The 16,996-nt window shown below is 61.9% G+C and carries 20 protein-coding genes; 10 read left to right on the top strand and 10 right to left on the bottom strand.

Annotated elements, in window-relative coordinates:
- Positions 1–2 precede the first annotated feature (2 nt).
- Complete coding sequence (rpoZ, locus tag AC6GQJ_RS08095; protein WP_500773541.1) at positions 3–356, bottom strand: DNA-directed RNA polymerase subunit omega; 354 nt, start codon at positions 354–356, stop codon at positions 3–5.
- A 73-nt stretch (positions 357–429) separates the two neighbouring features.
- Positions 430–1,041 carry a 2-amino-4-hydroxy-6-hydroxymethyldihydropteridine diphosphokinase gene (folK, locus tag AC6GQJ_RS08100; RefSeq protein WP_500773543.1) on the bottom strand — a complete coding sequence of 204 codons (612 nt, stop codon included), beginning with the start codon at positions 1,039–1,041 and terminating at the stop codon, positions 430–432.
- A 97-nt stretch (positions 1,042–1,138) separates the two neighbouring features.
- On the opposite strand from folK, the gene AC6GQJ_RS08105 reads away from it, so the two are divergent.
- The 5 genes from AC6GQJ_RS08105 to rnhA all read left to right on the top strand — a co-directional run bounded on the left by AC6GQJ_RS08105 (position 1,139) and on the right by rnhA (position 4,369).
- Positions 1,139–1,711, top strand: a complete 573-nt coding sequence (locus tag AC6GQJ_RS08105) for a LabA-like NYN domain-containing protein (RefSeq protein WP_500773545.1) — start codon at positions 1,139–1,141, stop codon at positions 1,709–1,711.
- An 88-nt stretch (positions 1,712–1,799) separates the two neighbouring features.
- Complete coding sequence (gene ispH, locus AC6GQJ_RS08110; protein WP_500773547.1) at positions 1,800–2,750, top strand: 4-hydroxy-3-methylbut-2-enyl diphosphate reductase; 951 nt, start codon at positions 1,800–1,802, stop codon at positions 2,748–2,750.
- Between the two features lie 124 nt (positions 2,751–2,874).
- Entirely contained in the window at positions 2,875–3,324 is a 450-nt protein-coding gene (locus AC6GQJ_RS08115) for a DUF3429 domain-containing protein (RefSeq protein WP_500773847.1), read from the top strand.
- Positions 3,325–3,921 carry a class I SAM-dependent methyltransferase gene (locus AC6GQJ_RS08120; protein ID WP_500773549.1) on the top strand — a complete coding sequence of 199 codons (597 nt, stop codon included), beginning with the start codon at positions 3,325–3,327 and terminating at the stop codon, positions 3,919–3,921.
- Positions 3,914–4,369: a ribonuclease HI gene (gene rnhA / locus AC6GQJ_RS08125; RefSeq protein WP_500773551.1), complete on the top strand. Its 456-nt coding sequence runs from the start codon at positions 3,914–3,916 to the stop codon at positions 4,367–4,369. Before AC6GQJ_RS08120 ends, rnhA begins: the two co-directional genes overlap by 8 nt.
- Positions 4,370–4,372: 3 nt before the next feature.
- Here the strand turns inward: rnhA and AC6GQJ_RS08130 are convergent, their stop codons facing one another.
- The 5 genes from AC6GQJ_RS08130 to def (AC6GQJ_RS08150) are packed head-to-tail and all read right to left on the bottom strand — an operon-like array spanning position 4,373 to position 7,094.
- Positions 4,373–4,612: a hypothetical protein gene (locus AC6GQJ_RS08130; protein ID WP_500773553.1), complete on the bottom strand. Its 240-nt coding sequence runs from the start codon at positions 4,610–4,612 to the stop codon at positions 4,373–4,375.
- A 15-nt stretch (positions 4,613–4,627) separates the two neighbouring features.
- Complete coding sequence (fmt, locus tag AC6GQJ_RS08135; RefSeq protein WP_500773555.1) at positions 4,628–5,533, bottom strand: methionyl-tRNA formyltransferase; 906 nt, start codon at positions 5,531–5,533, stop codon at positions 4,628–4,630.
- Positions 5,534–5,572: 39 nt separating this feature from the next.
- Positions 5,573–6,073, bottom strand: a complete 501-nt coding sequence (gene def, locus AC6GQJ_RS08140) for a peptide deformylase (protein WP_500773557.1) — start codon at positions 6,071–6,073, stop codon at positions 5,573–5,575.
- A complete protein-coding gene (gene def, locus AC6GQJ_RS08145) occupies positions 6,070–6,573 on the bottom strand; it encodes a peptide deformylase (protein WP_500773559.1) in 504 nt (167 codons plus the stop codon). Before def (AC6GQJ_RS08145) ends, def (AC6GQJ_RS08140) begins: the two co-directional genes overlap by 4 nt.
- On the bottom strand, positions 6,570–7,094 hold the full coding sequence (gene def, locus AC6GQJ_RS08150; protein ID WP_500773849.1) for a peptide deformylase: 525 nt from the start codon (positions 7,092–7,094) through the stop codon (positions 6,570–6,572). The genes def (AC6GQJ_RS08145) and def (AC6GQJ_RS08150) overlap by 4 nt, the downstream gene beginning before the upstream one ends.
- A gap of 98 nt (positions 7,095–7,192) precedes the next feature.
- On the opposite strand from def (AC6GQJ_RS08150), the gene AC6GQJ_RS08155 reads away from it, so the two are divergent.
- Positions 7,193–8,362 (top strand): MalY/PatB family protein, encoded by a 1,170-nt coding sequence (locus AC6GQJ_RS08155; RefSeq protein ID WP_500773561.1) that lies wholly within the window; start codon positions 7,193–7,195, stop codon positions 8,360–8,362.
- Between the two features lie 30 nt (positions 8,363–8,392).
- Here the strand turns inward: AC6GQJ_RS08155 and AC6GQJ_RS08160 are convergent, their stop codons facing one another.
- Entirely contained in the window at positions 8,393–8,746 is a 354-nt protein-coding gene (locus AC6GQJ_RS08160; RefSeq protein WP_500773563.1) for a hypothetical protein, read from the bottom strand.
- A 212-nt stretch (positions 8,747–8,958) separates the two neighbouring features.
- Here AC6GQJ_RS08160 and AC6GQJ_RS08165 point away from each other — a divergent pair, with 212 nt between their 5' ends.
- A complete protein-coding gene (locus AC6GQJ_RS08165) occupies positions 8,959–9,945 on the top strand; it encodes a glutathione S-transferase family protein (protein WP_500773565.1) in 987 nt (328 codons plus the stop codon).
- On the opposite strand, the gene AC6GQJ_RS08170 is transcribed toward AC6GQJ_RS08165, so the two are convergent.
- Positions 9,930–10,289 (bottom strand): response regulator transcription factor, encoded by a 360-nt coding sequence (locus AC6GQJ_RS08170; RefSeq protein WP_500773567.1) that lies wholly within the window; start codon positions 10,287–10,289, stop codon positions 9,930–9,932. The two genes, AC6GQJ_RS08165 and AC6GQJ_RS08170, sit on opposite strands and share 16 nt — an antisense overlap.
- Positions 10,290–10,468: 179 nt before the next feature.
- Between AC6GQJ_RS08170 and AC6GQJ_RS08175 the strand changes: the two genes are divergently transcribed.
- The 3 genes from AC6GQJ_RS08175 to AC6GQJ_RS08185 are packed head-to-tail and all read left to right on the top strand — an operon-like array spanning position 10,469 to position 13,490.
- Entirely contained in the window at positions 10,469–11,413 is a 945-nt protein-coding gene (locus AC6GQJ_RS08175; RefSeq protein ID WP_500773568.1) for a threonine-phosphate decarboxylase, read from the top strand.
- Positions 11,410–12,351: an adenosylcobinamide-phosphate synthase CbiB gene (cbiB, locus tag AC6GQJ_RS08180; RefSeq protein WP_500773570.1), complete on the top strand. Its 942-nt coding sequence runs from the start codon at positions 11,410–11,412 to the stop codon at positions 12,349–12,351. Before AC6GQJ_RS08175 ends, cbiB begins: the two co-directional genes overlap by 4 nt.
- A complete protein-coding gene (locus AC6GQJ_RS08185; RefSeq protein WP_500773572.1) occupies positions 12,318–13,490 on the top strand; it encodes a lytic murein transglycosylase in 1,173 nt (390 codons plus the stop codon). The genes cbiB and AC6GQJ_RS08185 overlap by 34 nt, the downstream gene beginning before the upstream one ends.
- 39 nt (positions 13,491–13,529) lie before the next feature.
- On the opposite strand, the gene AC6GQJ_RS08190 is transcribed toward AC6GQJ_RS08185, so the two are convergent.
- Positions 13,530–16,985, bottom strand: a complete 3,456-nt coding sequence (locus AC6GQJ_RS08190) for a chromosome segregation SMC family protein (RefSeq protein ID WP_500773574.1) — start codon at positions 16,983–16,985, stop codon at positions 13,530–13,532.
- Between the last annotated feature and the right edge of the window lie 11 nt (positions 16,986–16,996).

Genomic DNA, 16,996 nt, shown 5'->3' on the forward strand with positions numbered 1-16,996 from the left:
GGTTAACCCTGGCCTTGTGCCGCCATCAACTGACGCAGAAGCATCTCTTCGGACATGCTGTCTTCTTCAGGCTTGTCCTGCTCGGCACCCATAAGAAGCGCCATCGCGTCGTCTTCGGCCTCGTCGACTTCGATCTGGCTCTGGTTGCTTTCGATCAGACGCTCGCGCAGTTCGTCGGCGCTTTGGGTCTCGTCCGCGATTTCGCGCAGCGACACGACAGGGTTCTTGTCGTTGTCGCGGTCCACAGTGATCGGGCCACCGGCCGAGATTTCACGGGCGCGATGGGCTGCCAACATCACCAGTTCGAAACGGTTGGGTACTTTATCAACGCAGTCTTCAACGGTCACGCGGGCCATGTGGATGCTCCAGATCAGAAATCACAAGTAAGAAGACGCGTATTTAGGCCCGATTGCGGCGAATGACAAGCAGCTATTGCACGGGTGTGATCGACGCCAGATCCTCCGGCGGCAGGGAATCGCGCATCTGTATGACCGTCTGTCCCGTGGCGGGGTGCACCCAGTCCGGTGCCACATCGGCCATAGGTACAAGGACAAATCCACGCTGGTGCAGGCGCGGATGGGGCAGGATCAACTGGTCAGGGGCCAGTTTGGCCTGCTGATCGGCGGGTAAATCCATCCAGTAACGCAACGTCGCAAGATCGGGCAGAATCGTGTCCTGCACGGCCAACAGGTCCAGATCGACCACCCGCGCGCCCCAGCGGACCTTGCGACGGCGTCCAAGACGCGCCTCGATCTCGTGCAACTTTGACAGAGTATCTCGTGCCGTCCATGCAACCTCAAGTTCTACAACGGCATTTACGAAATCGGGACCGCTGCCAAGGGGCATCGCGGGGGTGCTGTAAAAGCGGCTTTGGGCACGAATCACCGCGCCTGAATCCGCGAGAGCGCGCAGCGCCAAAGTCAGCATTTGCGCGGGTGATCCAGCGTCAGATTCAAGATTTGACCCAAGGGCAACCCACAGACGTGACCGGATTTGTGGCGGGTTTCCGCCTTCATTGGTCCCAGATGTGTCTTGCGACATATTCAAATTCACCTATTTTCAAGCAACTGCCGTCGTGAGCTTCACTCACTCACCTTCAGACGTACAGGCGGTAACCGAATTTTCGGAAGGACAATTTATGTTTTATAAGGACGAACGGCTTGCGCTGTTCATCGACGGATCGAACCTTTACGCCGCTGCAAAGGCGTTGGGTTTCGACATCGATTACAAGTTACTACGTCAAGAGTTCATGCGCCGTGGCAAGTTGCTGCGGGCATTCTATTACACAGCCCTGCTGGAAAATGACGAATATTCACCGATCCGGCCTTTGGTCGATTGGCTGAACTATAACGGTTTCACCATGGTCACAAAACCGGCCAAGGAATACACCGACAGCATGGGCCGACGCAAAGTCAAAGGCAACATGGACATCGAACTGGCCGTGGATGCGATGGAACTGGCCCCACGGGTCGACCACATCGTGCTGTTTTCGGGCGATGGCGATTTCCGTCCATTGATCGAAAGCCTGCAACGTCAGGGTGTCCGGGTGTCGGTCGTATCCACGATCCGCAGCCAGCCGCCAATGATCTCGGACGATTTGCGCCGTCAGGCGGACAACTTCATCGAACTGGATGAGTTGAAGGACGTGATCGGACGCCCACCGCGTGATGTCATGCCCGAGTCCGAAGAACGTCTTCAGGCCCAAGGCTAAGTCTCACACTGAACTCTGTGTCCGGCGGGCTGGATTCTGCCCGCCGAACACCTTACCTCTGGGCCACATGACGCTCCGGAGAAGTCCCATGCCCAATCCCCCCCTCACGCTCTATCTTGCTGCACCGCGCGGGTTCTGCGCCGGTGTCGACCGCGCGATCAAGATCGTCGAGATGGCGATCGAGAAATGGGGCGCGCCGGTCTATGTGCGTCACGAGATCGTTCACAACAAATTCGTCGTCGATAGCCTGCGCGACCTCGGCGCGGTCTTTGTTGAGGAACTGTCGGAATGCCCTGATGACCGTCCGGTCATCTTTTCCGCCCACGGCGTGCCCAAATCGGTCCCCAAAGCCGCCGCCGCGCGCGAGATGGTTTTTGTCGATGCTACCTGCCCGCTGGTTTCCAAGGTCCATATCGAGGCACAGCGCCACGCCGATGCGGGACTGCAAATCATCATGATTGGCCATGCGGGCCACCCCGAAACCGTCGGCACCATGGGCCAGCTGCCCGAGGGCGATGTGCTGCTGGTCGAAACCGTGGCCGATGTCGCATCGGTCGAGGTGCGCGATCCGTCCTCGCTGGCCTTTGTGACGCAGACAACATTGTCGGTGGATGACACTGCAGACATCGTCGAGGCGCTGAATGCGCGTTTTCCGGCGATTGTCGGTCCGCACAAGGAAGACATCTGCTACGCCACCACCAACCGCCAAGAGGCGGTCAAGGCGATGGCCCCGAAATGCGACGCGATGCTGGTTGTCGGCGCGCCCAACTCGTCCAACTCCAAACGTCTGGTCGAAGTAGGCGCACGCGCCGGATGCAGTTACTCGCAACTGGTGCAACGCGCCACCGACATCGACTGGCGCAGCCTGGACGGCATCACCTCGGTCGGGATTACCGCTGGCGCCTCGGCGCCCGAAGTGCTGATCAACGAAGTGATCGACGCCTTCCGCGACCGCTATGACGTGCAGGTCGAAGTGGTTGAAACCGCGCAGGAAAACGTGGAATTCAAAGTGCCACGCGTGTTGCGCGAACCGGCTTGAGGCTCGTGCCCCGCTTGGGTCGCCTCTTCACGGCAACAGCTATGAACGGGGCAAGTTCGACCTTGTCATCATTCCCAAAAGGGCCGACACCATGGCCCCGTTCGATCCTATCAGCGAAAGTGCCATGACACAGATACCCCGTGCCCCCCTGATCCTTGGCCTTCTTGGGCTGCTGCCGTTCATCTGGGGCGCGGCCACCGTGTTGAGCGATGATCTGGCCGCATTGGGCGCGACCTATCTGGGGTCACGGTTCATCGGGCCGTATGTGCAATTGTTCTACGGGTCAGTCATTCTGTCGTTCATGTCCGGCGTGCTTTGGGGGTTCGCGACCAAGACCAGCGGCACGCAGGCGGCAGTGGGCTATGCCCTGTCGGTTCTGCCCGCGCTTTGGGCGTTCTTTATGACAGGTGGTGGCCCGACCAGCGCGGGCACCAACCTCGCCTTCGGCTTTATCGGTCTGCTGATGCTGGACTATGCGTTCAGCCGCTGGGGTCTGACGCCGTCATGGTGGATGCGTCTTCGCCTATTGCTGACCGCAGTCGTTGTCGCCTGCCTTGCCATCACGGTGATCTGAGTGAGCGATCCTGAAACCCTTTCCGTCTATGCCGTCAAGGCCAAGGACTACGCGGCCATGACCAGTGCCGAGGGCGAAAGCCCCGCGCTGCAACGTTTCATCGCGGGCCTGCCTGCGCATGCGCGCGCACTTGATCTGGGCTGCGGCCCCGGTTTCGCCGCGCAGGCGATGGCCGCCGCCGGACACGAGGCACACGCATGGGATCCCGTGCCCGAGATGGTGGCGATGGCACAGGCGCACGAGGGTGTGACTGCACGGCAGGCCGGGTTTTCCGATCTGACGGAAACCATTGCCTATGACGGGATTTGGGCCAATTTTTCGATGCTCCACACGCCGCTGACACAATGGCCCGACCAGTTTGCCCGCATCGCACGCGCGCTAAAGCCCAAGGGCCTGTTCCACTTTGGCACCAAACTCGGGAACGGCGAAAAACGTGACAGCATCGGGCGGCTTTATTCCTATACGAACGAACCCGATCTGTTGGACCTTTGGGCGCGAACAGGGTTTACGGTCGAACACACACATACGGGCGAGGAAACAGGCATGGACGGGAAAATGGCGGCCTTCATCATTTTGCAGGGGCGCGCACATGGCTGAGCTGTTTGCCTATACCGATGGCGCATGTTCCGGAAACCCCGGCCCCGGCGGCTGGGGCGCATTGCTGCGCGCCTCCGAAGGGGGCAAGATCATAAAGGAACGCGAGTTGAAGGGTGGCGAGGCACAGACCACCAACAACAAGATGGAACTGATGGCCGCCATTGCCGCACTTGAGGCGCTGGAACGGGCCAGCACGATCACCGTCGTGACAGACAGCAACTACGTGAAAAACGGCATCACAAGCTGGATCCACGGCTGGAAGCGCAATGGCTGGAAGAACGCCGCGAAAAAACCCGTGGCCAATGCGGACCTGTGGCAGCGCCTTGATACCGCGCAAGCCCGTCACAAGGTCACATGGAAATGGGTCAAAGGCCACGCAGGCCACGCCGAAAACGAACGTGCCGACGAACTGGCACGCGCCGGAATGGCCCCTTTCAAGTCGAAATAAGGCCTAGCGTTTGCGCCAATGGGTCGGGACGATAATCAGCGCCCCGATCGAGGACGCAATCGCGTTCATCCCCGCACTGCCAAAGCCGATCCCGAACATCAGCCGCACGAAATAGGCCAGAAATGCGCCGCCGATGCAGATGATAATCGACTGCAAAATCCCGTTATGGGTAAAGCGCGACTTTTCGGACAGATAGCCCACGATGCCCGCAATCACGACCGTTCCGATGAGGGTGGGAAACATAGGGTTTGTCCTTGGTTACAGTTGTGTGCCGCGCGGGATCGCGTTGCCGCGCTGGAAGGTTTCGGCATCCTGCGCGCCTTTGCCTGCGCGTTGCAAGCGGGTGAGGCGCACCGTCCCCTCGCCACATGCGACAGTCAGCGCGTCATCCAGCACCTGTCCCGCGGTGCCGCTGCCAGTCGCAAGGGCCGATCCAAGCACCTTGATCCGCACGCCGTCCAGTTCGAACCATGCCCCGGGAAAAGGCGACAGACCGCGGATCTGACGATCAACCTCTGCGGCGCTGCGGGTCCAGTCGATGGCGGCTTCGGCCTTGTCGATCTTTTTGGCATAGGTCACGCCTGCCTCGGGCTGGGGTTTCGGCGTCAGCGTGGCCAGTTGTTGCAACGTGTCCACGATCAGCGCCGCGCCCAGACCGGCCAAGCGGTCATGCAGGTCGGCTGTTGTCTCGGTCGCCTCGATCGGGGTGGCGGCGCGCATCAGGACGGGGCCGGTATCAAGGCCCGCCTCCATCTGCATGATGCACACGCCCGTATCCGAATCCCCTGCCATGATGGCGCGGTGGATCGGAGCGGCCCCGCGCCAACGCGGCAGCAGGCTGGCATGAATGTTCAGACAGCCATGGGTCGGCGCATCCAGAATGGCCTGCGGCAGGATCAGCCCATAGGCCACAACCACGGCGATATCGGCGTTCAACGCGGCAAACTCGGCCTGCGCCTCGGGCGTGCGCAGGGACACGGGATGGCGCACCGGCAGACCCAACGCCTCGGCACGGGCCTGAACGGGGCTGGCGCGGTCCTTCTTGCCGCGCCCTGCGGGGCGGGGCGGCTGTGAATAAACACAGACGATCTCGTGACCTGCGGCGTGCAGCGCATCCAGCGCGGCAACCGAGAAATCCGGCGTTCCCATGAATATCAGGCGCATCTTACCCCTTCCGTTGCGGCGGCAAAGCTGAGCCTTGCCCTATTTCACTTTGCGCGCGCGGCGCAACAGCATGTCCCTTTTGACGCGACCCAACGTGTCGAAATACATGCGCCCCGCCAGATGGTCGATCTGGTGCAGGACCGAACGCGCCTCAAGCCCTTCGAAGTCGCGCCTGTCGATCATGCCCTTATCGTTCAAGAAGCGCACAGCGACCTGCGTCGGGCGCACGACCTTGGCATCCACAGCGGGCAAACAGGGGCTGGCCTCGTTCCCCGCCTCGCTATCGGGACCGATGGACAGAACCTCCGGATTTGCCAGCAGGATACGGCGGGTGCGGTCGGGCGTTACATCAACCACGGCAAGGCGCAGCATCACGCCAATCTGCGGCGCGGCAAGGCCTACCCCCTGCCCCGGCATGGCATCCATCGTGTCGACCATATCGGCCCAGATCGCACGGATCTCATCCGTGATCTCGGCAACCGGCGTGGCAGCGGTGCGCAGGCGTTTGTCGGGCCATTGCAGGATCGGGCGGATCGTCATGGCGTTCCCTTTTGATAGGCAGCCAGCACCTCGGCGCGCTGTGCGGCATCAATTCGGTCCAGCGTCAGGATGCCGTCCAGATGATCAAACTCGTGCTGTGCGCACAGGGCGGCAAAACCGCTCAGATCGGACTCGTGACGCGCGCCGGCCAGATCAGTCCACGCCAGCCGGATGGTCGTGGGGCGGCTGACTTGCGCCTCGACCCCGGGGATCGACAGGCAGCCTTCGGCGTGGGTTTGCACGTCTGTGCCTGCACTTACAATTTCGGGATTGATGCAGATCAGCGGATCGGGCGTGCCTTCTTTCCACGTGGCATCCATCACAAAGAGGCGCAGCAACTCTCCGACCTGCGGTGCCGCCAGACCCCGACCGGGGGCGGCATACATCGTTTCCAGCATATCAGCCGCCAGCAGATGCACCTCATCCGTGATCACCTCGACCGGCGCGCAGCGCGCTGTCAGCCGCTCATCAGGCCACGTCAGGATGGCGCGCAGCGTCATGCTTTTTCGCGGGCCAGTTCACGCTTCATCTTGACCATCTTGCGGGTGATCATCTGACGCTTGAGCGGCTTGAGGTAATCGATGAACAGCTTGCCATCCAAATGGTCGATCTCGTGCTGCACACACGTGGCCCACAGGCCCGACATCTCTTCGGTCTGCTCATTGCCGTTCCGGTCGATCCAGCGCACCTGCACCTCGGCGGGGCGGGTCACTTCAGCATATTGCTCGGGGATGGACAGGCACCCTTCCTCGTAAACGTTCGTGTCATCCGAGGACGCTATGATCTCGGGGTTGAACATGATCAGGGGGCGGGGTTTCTCATCCTCTCCCTTCACGCAATCAAGCACGACAAGACGGTGCAACAGGCCGATCTGCGGCGCGGCAAGGCCGATACCGGGGGCGTCATACATCGTCTCCAACATATCGTCGGCAAGGGCGCGCAACTCGTCCGACAGGTCGGCCACAGGGGCGGACGTTTTCTTGAGACGCGGGTCGGGGTGCAAAAGGATCGGTCGTTTCATGCCCCCGATGTAGGACAACATGGCCAGACCCGCAATGTCCCCCTTGCGCTCGGCGGCGGCGTTGCTAGCGTGCCGGTAGTTTTGCGCAGGAGAGCACCATGAGTTTTGACGAGATCATCGACCGACGCGGCAGCCATTGCGTGAAATGGGACATGATGGAAAAAATCTATGGCGTCCCGCAGGACAAAGGGCTGGCCATGTGGGTCGCCGATATGGATTTCCGCCCGCCGCAGGTCATTCTGGACGCGGTGCAGGCACAGGTTGATCACGGGATCATCGGATATTTCGGGGACGAAAGCGCCTATCGCAACGCGATCAAGTGGTGGATGGAAACGCGCCACGGCTGGACACTGGACACCGACCACATCTTTACCACCCACGGACTGGTGAACGGCACCGCCATGTGCGTCGATGCCTTCACCCAGCCCGGCGATGGCGTTGTGCTGTTCACTCCTGTCTATCACGCCTTTGCCCGCGTGGTCGCTGACAGCGGACGGCGCGTTGTGGAATGCGAACTGACGCACAGCGACGGGCGCTATGAATTCGACTTTGATGCCTATGACGCGCAAATGGACGGGTCCGAACGCATGGTCATCCTGTGTTCCCCCCACAACCCCGGTGGCCGTGTCTGGAGCCGTGGTGAATTGCAGGCCGTCGCCGCCTTTGCCAAGCGCCACGAGTTGATCCTTGTGTCGGACGAAATCCACCACGATCTGGTGATGCCGGGCCACACGCATATCCCCATGACCGCGATCGAGGGGATCGAGGACCGGCTGGTGATGATGACGGCCACGACCAAGACCTTCAACATCGCCGGTTCCCATGCTGGCAACGTAATCATTGCCGACCCCGATCTGCGGGCAAAATTTGCCGGACGGATGGCGGCACTTGGCCTGTCGCCAAACTCTTTCGGGCTGTTCATGGCCACGGCGGCCTATTCGCCCGAAGGGGCCGAATGGGTGGATGCGCTGGTGGAATATCTCGACGGCAATCGCCGCCTGTTCGACGAAGGGATCAACGCGATTCCGGGGCTGAGCTCCATGCCGCTCGAGGCGACCTATCTGTCATGGGTCAACTTCGAGAACACCGGCATGGCGCGCGAAGAGTTCACCAAACGGGTCGAACAAGACGCTTGTATCGCCATCAACCACGGCCCGTCTTTCGGTACCGGTGGGGATGCGTGGCTGCGGTTCAACATCGCGACCCCCCGCGCACGGGTACAAGAGGCGGTGGAGCGGTTGGCAAAAGCGTTCTCGGACCTGCAATAAGGTCCGAGCAACGCAATACGCTATCGTATGTTAGGTGCTGTGCCCGATCAATGCGACGGGCGCATCCACTGCACGTTCGAAGTCAATCGGCGCCTTGTCCGACACGGCAGTAAGGCGCTTGAACTCGAACTGTTTCTCGTCGCCCTCTTCATCGCTTGCCACGATGAGACACTGGAACAGATGGTTCGCGCCATCATACAGATCGACAAAACCGCGCAGGTGCGGCGCATCCTGCGCCTCGAGCGAAAACCCGGTTTTCCACATGCGCAGAACCGGATGCATCTTGCCGTTGGCAGAGAGTCGTAGGCGGGATGCGGATTTCAGCGATGCGGCACGCGCATTGTCCAAACCGGCTTGTACCTCTTTTGGTAAGAAGGTCGTCATGGCAGTCGCTCCTTTATCCCACATAGCAAAGATGGGGTGAAACATGTGTCAATCCAGTAAAAATCGTGCCGCCGAATACGACTCTTTTGCGCTGTGGCTTTCCCGTGACTCTGCCCGCTGTGCAGCCGCGCACCAAATCTGCGCGCAACGGCCCCCTGTGTTCTGCGCCGCCAACGTATACGTTACAGGGCAGAGCATAGGAGGATGACCCCATGGGCCTGTTGATTGACGGCGTCTGGCACGACAAATGGTACGACACCAAATCGACCGGTGGCACGTTTGAACGCAAAGAGGCGAACTTTCGCAACTGGATCACCGCGGACGGCAGCGCAGGACCATCCGGCAGAGACGGGTTCAAAGCTGAAAGCGGGCGCTATCACCTTTATGTCTCTTACGCTTGCCCATGGGCGCACCGCGCGTTGATCTTCCGAGTTATCAAAGATTTGACCGACCACATCGATATTTCCGTGGTACATCCTGACATGCTGGGCGATGGCTGGACATTCAAGACGGATACGTATGGCGCGACGGGCGACACCCTCTTTGGCTACGATTTTGCCCGCGATATCTACACCCGCGCCGTGCCCGATTTTACGGGGCGCGTGACGGTGCCGATCCTTTGGGACAAGGCGCATGGCACGATCGTAAGTAACGAAAGCTCCGAAATCATCCGCATGTTCAATTCGGCTTTTAACGACATCACGGGCAACCACGATGATTACTGGCCAACCGAGTTGCGCGACGCGATTGCCCCCGTGAATGACCGTATCTACGACACGCTGAACAACGGCGTATACAAGGCGGGGTTTGCCACGACACAAGCGGCCTATGACGCGGCGGTGCACCCGCTATTTGACACAATGGATTGGCTGGACGACCGGCTGTCAAATCAACGCTATCTGATGGGCGCGCGCCTGACCGAAGCCGATTGGCGTCTGTTCACAACGCTGGTGCGGTTCGATTCGGTCTATCACCTGCACTTCAAGTGTAATCTTAAACGCCTACAGGACTACGTTCACCTTTGGGCCTATACGCGCGACCTCTACCAACGCGACGGGGTCGCAGGCACGGTGAATATGGATCACATCGTGCGGCACTATCACTACAGTCACGAGACGATAAATCCCAACCGGATTATCCCGATCAATCCGGTGCTTGATTTCGACGCACCGCACGGGCGGGATCAGTTGACCCCGTAATGGGCAACCATCGCGGCCAGATCCTCGGGCGGCATGCCCGAGGGCAAGTAGGCGCAGGCGTTGCTGGCATGGTTAAAGATGGAACCGTCCGAGAAAAACGTTGTGTCCGTGACAAAAATCACCCGCGCTTCTGGGTGGCGGTAGCTTGCGAAATCAGCCACGGCAAGCGCGCTGCCGTCTTCCAGCACCAGATCAAGGATGATCACGTCCGGCCCCTGCACGGTCAGATGTGCAACCGCCGCTTCCTGCCCGTCGGCCAAAGCCACAGCACAGCCCTGACGTTCGAGATGCCGTTGCCACAGCTGACCCAGTTCGGGACGACTTTCTACGATCAGGACGTTCATGATGTCTCCGGAGCCTATCCTACATAAGCTCTGAACCCACACAGAGCGCCCGATTCTTTAACAAATGATTAACGACGAGAGGAATAGATTAATCACAGCGCTTTGGCTTGCCATTCCGGCGGCAATCCGCTTTCTGCAAGTCCTGAGACGCCTTTTTCGGCAGAGTTTGGACGGACCTTATGGCTTTGACACCCAAGCGTGATCACGGTGGCGGACTGGATGCAGCCATCGCAGCATATGGCGGCACGCGGGCCGACTGGATCGACCTGTCGACCGGCATCAACCCTGTTCCCTATCCCATCCCACAGCTCAGCAATGACGCATGGACCGCCCTGCCCGACACAGCCGTGTCATCCGCTTTGACCGCTGCGGCTCGCCAGTTCTGGAACGTGCCGGAAGGCGCCGCGATCCTCGCCGCGCCCGGTGCATCGGCGTTGATCGCGCAGATCCCGCGCCTCGCGACCGCAAGTGATGTGTGCATTCCCTCGCCGACCTATAACGAACACGCGGCCAGCTTTGCCGCGAACGGCTGGCACGTTCAGCCTGAAGGAAACGCCGCCGCGCGCGTGCTGGTGCACCCCAACAACCCAGACGGTCGCATCTGGACCGATCAGGATTTTGGCACCGGCCTTACCGTGATCGACGAAAGCTTTTGCGATATTGCGCCGGACCGCAGCCTGATCGCCAGCGCCACACGCCCGAATACGCTGATCCTTAAAAGCTTTGGCAAATTCTGGGGGCTGGCGGGCCTGCGCCTTGGTTTTGTTATCGGCGATCCATCCCTTGTCGCGCAACTGGCCGAGATGCTTGGCCCGTGGCCGGTGTCCGGCGTTGCGCTTGAAACCGGATTGGCTGCGCTGCGGGACACCGGATGGGCTGATACGACGCGGGCGCGGCTGGACGCGGATGCTGTCCGGCTGGACGGGTTGATGCAGGGGCGCGGCGCGGAAGTGATCGGTGGCACACCGCTGTTCCGGCTTTACCGCGTTGATGACGCCGCCGCGTGGCAGGACAGGTTTGCACAACACCATATCTGGACGCGCATCTTCCCATACGCATCCGACTGGATCAGGTTGGGACTGCCCGCCCCGACACAGTGGCAGCGGCTGGAGAAAGCCCTGTGACCACCGCGCTGCTGCTCGCCCTCGCACTCGGCCTTGATGCCCTGATGGGAGAGCCGAGATGGCTGTGGGCGCGCCTGCCGCACCCTGCGGTCATCATGGGACGCGGTGTGCGGTTGTTCGACAAACGGTTCAACACCGGCGCAGCACGGCGTGTGAAAGGCGCAGTGTCGATACTTACCCTCGCCATATTCGCAGGATTGGCGGGATGGCTGGTGCAGCAGTGCGGGGCAATCGTCACCGTTCTGGCCGCCGCGATCCTGCTGGCGCAGCGATCCTTGGTGGACCACGTCGCCGCCGTGGCGACGGGCCTGCGCCAGTCAGAACAAGCAGGGCGCGATGCAGTTGCGATGATCGTCAGCCGCGATGTGCAGGACGCGCCTGCATCATCAGTTGCCCGCTCGGCCATCGAAAGCCTGTCCGAAAATTTCAGCGATGGCGTGATCGCCCCTGCCTTCTGGTTCCTGATCGGGGGGCTGCCCGCCTTGGCCGTCTACAAAATGGTGAACACCGCCGACAGCATGGTGGGGTATCTGACGCCCCGACATGCGGCGTTCGGCTGGGCTTCGGCGCGCACGGATGATGTGTTGAACTGGATACCCGCGCGCCTGACCGGCGCCCTGATCGCGATCACTGGCGGCGTGCTGAACACGTGGAAAGCCATCGCACTGGACGCGGGGCTGCATCGTTCCCCCAACGCGGGCTGGCCCGAGGCGGCGATGGCGCGCAGCCTGAGCATCGCGCTTGCAGGGCCGCGCGTCTATCACGGCACCCTGCGCGACCTGGCATGGGTCAACGCAGACGCCCGCCAGAACCTGATTCCCACCGACATTGACGACGCCATCGCAATCGTGTGGAAAGCGTGGGCAATGGCGACCACCGCCCTTTTTATCGCAGGAATTTTCTTATGGCTCTTCTCCGGCCCCTCCGTTTCGCCCTAGCACTTACTTTGCTGCCCGTTGCGGTACAGGCCCAGTGCGGCGGTTCGTTCGAGCGGTTCAAGGCAGGTCTGAAAGCCGAAGCGGTTGCGCAAGGCATTCCCGCAGGCACCGCCGATGCGTTCCTTGCCCCCGTGCGTCAGGACAACAAGGTGTTGCGCGCCGACCGCGCCCAAGGCGTGTTTCAGCGCCCCTTCATCGACTTTTCCCGTCGCCTGATCTCCGAAGGGCGGATCAACAAGGGGCGAGCGAATGCGCGCCAATATGACCGCATCTTTGACCACATCGAACAGCGCTATGGCGTGGACCGTCACGTGTTGCTGGCCTTTTGGGCGTTCGAAACGGATTACGGCGCGTTCCAAGGTGATTTCAACACCGCCAACGCGCTGGTCACTTTGGCCCATGATTGCCGCCGCCCCGACCTGTTCCGCCCGCAAGTCTTTGCCGCGATGCAGCTTTTCGCCCAAGGCGCGTTCGATCCGCGCAACACCACCGGCGCGTGGGCGGGCGAGATCGGGATGGTGCAGATGCTGCCCCAAGACATCCTGACCAACGGGGTGGACGGCGATGGTGACGGGGTCGTGCAGCTGAAAACCTCGGCTCCGGATGCGCTGATGTCAGGGGGCAAGATGCTCCAACACCTTGGCTGGCAGGCCGGGCAGCCGTGGCTGCAAGAAGTCAGTGTGCCTGCGGATATGGACTGGTCGCTTAGCGGGCTCGACACCACCCTGTCCACCGCCGACTGGCAAGCGCGGGGCGTGCGGGCGCGCAGCGGACAGTTAACCAACCTGCCCGCATCTTTGATCCTGCCGCAGGGGCACAAGGGGCCTGCCTTCCTCGCCTATCCGAACTTCAACGTGTATTTCGAATGGAACCAGTCCTTTACCTATGTGCTGACCGCAGCCTATTTCGCGACGCGTCTGGCGGGCACACCCGTCTACAACGCGGGCAATCCCGATGCAGGGCTCGACGCGGACCAGATGAAGCGGCTGCAGAAGAAACTGCAACAACGCGGCTATGATGTGGGCAAGGTCGATGGCATCCTTGGCGCTGGTACCCGCGCCGCTGTTCAGGCCGAGCAAAAGCGCCTTGGGCTGGCGGCGGATGCGTGGCCGACGCGGGCGCTGCTGGATGGTTTGTAACTAACGGCGGGCACAGGCAGGCCTGTGCGGCGGAACGGGTCAGGCCACCAGTGTCTCGGCCTTTTTCAGGTCCACCGACACCAGCTGGCTGACGCCCTGCTCGGCCATGGTCACGCCGAACAGGCGGTCCATGCGCGACATGGTCACCGCGTGGTGCGTGATGATCAGGAACCGCGTGTCGGTGCGGCGGCACATCTCGTCCAGCAGGTCGCAAAAACGGGTGACGTTGGCATCGTCCAGCGGTGCGTCCACCTCGTCCAGCACACAGATCGGCGCGGGGTTGGCAAGAAACACGGCAAAGATCAGCGCCATTGCGGTCAGCGTCTGTTCGCCCCCCGACAACAGGCTCAGCGTCGACAGCTTCTTGCCCGGCGGTTGGCACATGATCTCAAGGCCGGCTTCCAACGGATCTTCGCTTTCCACCATGACAAGGTTCGCCTCGCCCCCGCCAAACAGGTGGGTAAAGAGCAGGGAGAAGTTAGAGTTCACCTGTTCAAATGCAGTCAGCAGGCGTTCGCGACCTTCGCGGTTCAGGCTTGCGATGCCGCCGCGCAAGGTCTTGATTGCCTCCTCAAGGTCGGCCTTTTCGGACACCAGCGTGTCGTGCTCTTCCTGTACTTCTTTGGAGTCTTCCTCGGCGCGCAGGTTCACTGCACCCAAGGCATCGCGCTGACGTTTCAGGCGGTTCACATCGGCCTCAAGCGCCTCGGCCTTGGGCATGTCATCGGGCGTGACATCCAGCGCGGTCAGCAACTGGTTCGGCGTCATCTGCTGGTCATCGGCGATACGCTCGGCGGCATAGGCCACGGTTTCGCGGGCCGCCTCTGCACGCGCCTCGGATCGTGCCCGCGCCTCGCGCGCTTCGGAGGCTTCGCGCTCTGCATCCCGTTCTGCGTTGGTGGCGGCGCGCAGACGGCTTTCACCCTCGGCCAGCGCGTCCGACGCCTGCGCCTTACGTGCATCAGCGACCGAGATTTCCTGCCCCAATGCATCTCGCTTCGCGGCCAGTTCGGCGGGGGCTGCCTGCGCCGATTTCAATTCTGCCTCTGACGCTGCCTTGCGCTCGACCAGTTCGGCGCTGCGCTTTTCCGCGGTTTCCAGCCGGTGTTTCCAGCCACTGATTTCCTTGGTGATCTCTTGGGCGCGCTTGGTGCGCGCCTCACCCGTGCGGCGCAGATCGTCATGGGCGGACCGGCGCGACATCATGGTAATCCGCGCGGCCTCGACCGTCATGCGCAGGTCTTCGACCTCGGCGCGGGCTGTGGCAAGGTCAGGCAATTCGGCCAACGCGGCCTCAGCCTCGGCCACGCGGACGCGGGCGGCCATCGCCTCTTCCTCGTGGCGGGTCACGGCGAGGCCCAGCGATTCAAGCCGCCCTTGCGCGAGGTTGCGATCCGCTTCGGCGCGGCTCAGGGCGCGGCCCGCTTCGGCGACCATTCGATCGGCCTCGCGACGGGCATGGCGCGCCTTCTTGTCGGCTTCGGTCAACTCCGCCATGCGTTTGGTCAGCGCCTCGTGTGCATCCCGTGCGCCATCCGCACGCGAGGTCGCGCGCTCTAGCGACTGCTTCAACTCTTCCAGCCGGTTAAGCTGTTGCAGGCGCAGTGCGGCGGCACTTGGCGCATCTTCGGCCCAAGCGCGGAAACCGTCCCACCGCCACAGATCCCCCTCGGTCGAGACAAGGCGCTGTCCGGGACGCAGCAGGGGCTGCAAACGCGGCGCGTCATCTACATCGCACAGGCCGATCTGGCTCATCCGGCGGCTGAGGACATCGGGAACCGACACGTGATGCGTCAACGGGGTCACGCCATCAGGCAGGCGCTGCACATCCGTATAGTCCGGCAGGTTGGACCAGCCCGACGGTCCATCGGCATCCACTTCGGGCGCGCGCAAATCATCCGCCATCGCCGCGCCAAGCGCTTTTTCGAACCCCTGCTCTACCTGCAAACGGTCAAGGATTTGCCCACCTTCGGCCGTGTCACGCTGCACCAGCTTGGCCAGCGCACCCGCCTCGGCGCGCAGGGCGTTCATTTCGCCCTCCGCTTCGGACCGTTCGGCCCGCGCATCTGCCTCGCGTGCTTGGGTGTCGGCGCGGGCGTCCTCGGCAGCCAGCAATGTTTCGTCGGCGCGCACGGCGGTCGCTTCGGCGGTAGCCACAGCGATTTGCGCGGCATCAAAATCGCGCCCTGCCTTATCAAGCGCGGTCTGACTGGCGGCGACCGTATCGCGCGCCTTTGCCGCCTCTGCTTCGGATTTCAACTCGACCTTGCGGCTGTCCTCCAACAGACGTTGGGCCGACCCGTGGCGGGCGGCAAGCCGCGCCACATCTTCGGTCTTGTCGCCCTGGTCGGCTTCGCGCGCTTGCAAAACCTGCGCCGCCTCACGCGATGCTTCGGCGGCAGCGGCAAGCAGTTCCGCATGCCCTTCACTGGCCTTGGCGATTTCGCCCGCTTCCCATTCAAGGCGCTCAATCGTCTCGCCCGCATCACGGTTCAATCCGCCCTCACGTTCGATATCGCGGGCCAGTTGCGCGATGCGTTGGGTTAGCGTCTCAATGGTCTGCGCCGCCCGCGCTTCCTGATCGCTCAGCGTGTCGCGCTGCACCGACAGGCGCTGCAACACGGCGGCAGCAATCGCCTCTTCCTCGCGCAGGGGCGGCAGGGCATCCTCGGCGGCTATGCGCGCTTTGGCGGCGACCTGAACGGCACTTTCGGCTTGGGCCGCGGCAGAGGTGCGCGCGCGCAATTCCTCATCCGCAGCAGCACGCGCATTGTCCGCCTCACGCCAGCGCCGGTACAGCAACTGCCCCTCGGCCAAGCGCAACTGCTGACCAATCTCGCGGTAACGCGCCGCCTGACGGGCCTGTCGCGCCAATTGTGTTAATTGCCCTGCAAGCTGTTCGACCACATCATCGACACGGGCAAGGTTCTGTTCTGCCCCTTTCAACTTCAACTCCGCCTCGTGACGGCGCTGGTACAGGCCCGAAATCCCAGCCGCTTCTTCTAGAATGCGGCGGCGGTTCTTTGGCTTGGCGTTGATCAGTTCCGCGATCTGCCCCTGACGCACCAAGGCAGGGCTGTGCGATCCGGTCGAGGCATCCGCGAACAACATTTGCACATCGCGTGCGCGCACGTCCTTACCCGCCGCCTTATAGGCGCTGCCCACGTCACGGGTGATGCGGCGCACAATTTCCAGCGCGTCCGAGTCGTTGAAACCGGCAGGGGCCAACCGTTCACTGTTGTCGATATGCAGGGACACTTCGGCAAAGTTACGTGCCGGACGGGTCGCCGCACCGGCAAAAATCACATCCTCCATCCCGCCGCCGCGCATCGCGGTGGGGCGGTTTTCGCCCATGACCCAACGCAGCGCCTCTAGGAGGTTCGACTTTCCACAACCGTTCGGGCCGACAACACCGGTCAGACCATCAGCGATGATCAGGTCGGTCGGATCCACAAAGGATTTGAACCCTGTCAGTCTGAGTTTGGAAAAGCGCAAATTGGCCCTGC

Source organism: Tateyamaria sp. 7Alg 36, from assembly GCF_059882455.1.

Excerpts from the sequence above, each read along its gene's own strand:
- folK (WP_500773543.1), bottom strand. The coding sequence starts at position 1,041 with ATGTCGCAAGACACATCTGGGACCAATGAAGGCGGAAACCCGCCACAA.
- AC6GQJ_RS08160 (WP_500773563.1), bottom strand. The coding sequence starts at position 8,746 with ATGACGACCTTCTTACCAAAAGAGGTACAAGCCGGTTTGGACAATGCG.
- AC6GQJ_RS08165 (WP_500773565.1), top strand. The coding sequence starts at position 8,959 with ATGGGCCTGTTGATTGACGGCGTCTGGCACGACAAATGGTACGACACC.
- AC6GQJ_RS08185 (WP_500773572.1), top strand. The coding sequence starts at position 12,318 with ATGGCTCTTCTCCGGCCCCTCCGTTTCGCCCTAGCACTTACTTTGCTG.
- rpoZ (WP_500773541.1), bottom strand. The coding sequence starts at position 356 with ATGGCCCGCGTGACCGTTGAAGACTGCGTTGATAAAGTACCCAACCGT.
- AC6GQJ_RS08130 (WP_500773553.1), bottom strand. The coding sequence starts at position 4,612 with ATGTTTCCCACCCTCATCGGAACGGTCGTGATTGCGGGCATCGTGGGC.
- fmt (WP_500773555.1), bottom strand. The coding sequence starts at position 5,533 with ATGCGCCTGATATTCATGGGAACGCCGGATTTCTCGGTTGCCGCGCTG.
- def (WP_500773559.1), bottom strand. The coding sequence starts at position 6,573 with ATGACGCTGCGCGCCATCCTGACGTGGCCTGATGAGCGGCTGACAGCG.
- AC6GQJ_RS08155 (WP_500773561.1), top strand. The coding sequence starts at position 7,193 with ATGAGTTTTGACGAGATCATCGACCGACGCGGCAGCCATTGCGTGAAA.
- def (WP_500773849.1), bottom strand. The coding sequence starts at position 7,094 with ATGAAACGACCGATCCTTTTGCACCCCGACCCGCGTCTCAAGAAAACG.
- ispH (WP_500773547.1), top strand. The coding sequence starts at position 1,800 with ATGCCCAATCCCCCCCTCACGCTCTATCTTGCTGCACCGCGCGGGTTC.
- def (WP_500773557.1), bottom strand. The coding sequence starts at position 6,073 with ATGACGATCCGCCCGATCCTGCAATGGCCCGACAAACGCCTGCGCACC.
- AC6GQJ_RS08115 (WP_500773847.1), top strand. The coding sequence starts at position 2,875 with ATGACACAGATACCCCGTGCCCCCCTGATCCTTGGCCTTCTTGGGCTG.
- AC6GQJ_RS08170 (WP_500773567.1), bottom strand. The coding sequence starts at position 10,289 with ATGAACGTCCTGATCGTAGAAAGTCGTCCCGAACTGGGTCAGCTGTGG.
- AC6GQJ_RS08175 (WP_500773568.1), top strand. The coding sequence starts at position 10,469 with ATGGCTTTGACACCCAAGCGTGATCACGGTGGCGGACTGGATGCAGCC.
- AC6GQJ_RS08105 (WP_500773545.1), top strand. The coding sequence starts at position 1,139 with ATGTTTTATAAGGACGAACGGCTTGCGCTGTTCATCGACGGATCGAAC.
- rnhA (WP_500773551.1), top strand. The coding sequence starts at position 3,914 with ATGGCTGAGCTGTTTGCCTATACCGATGGCGCATGTTCCGGAAACCCC.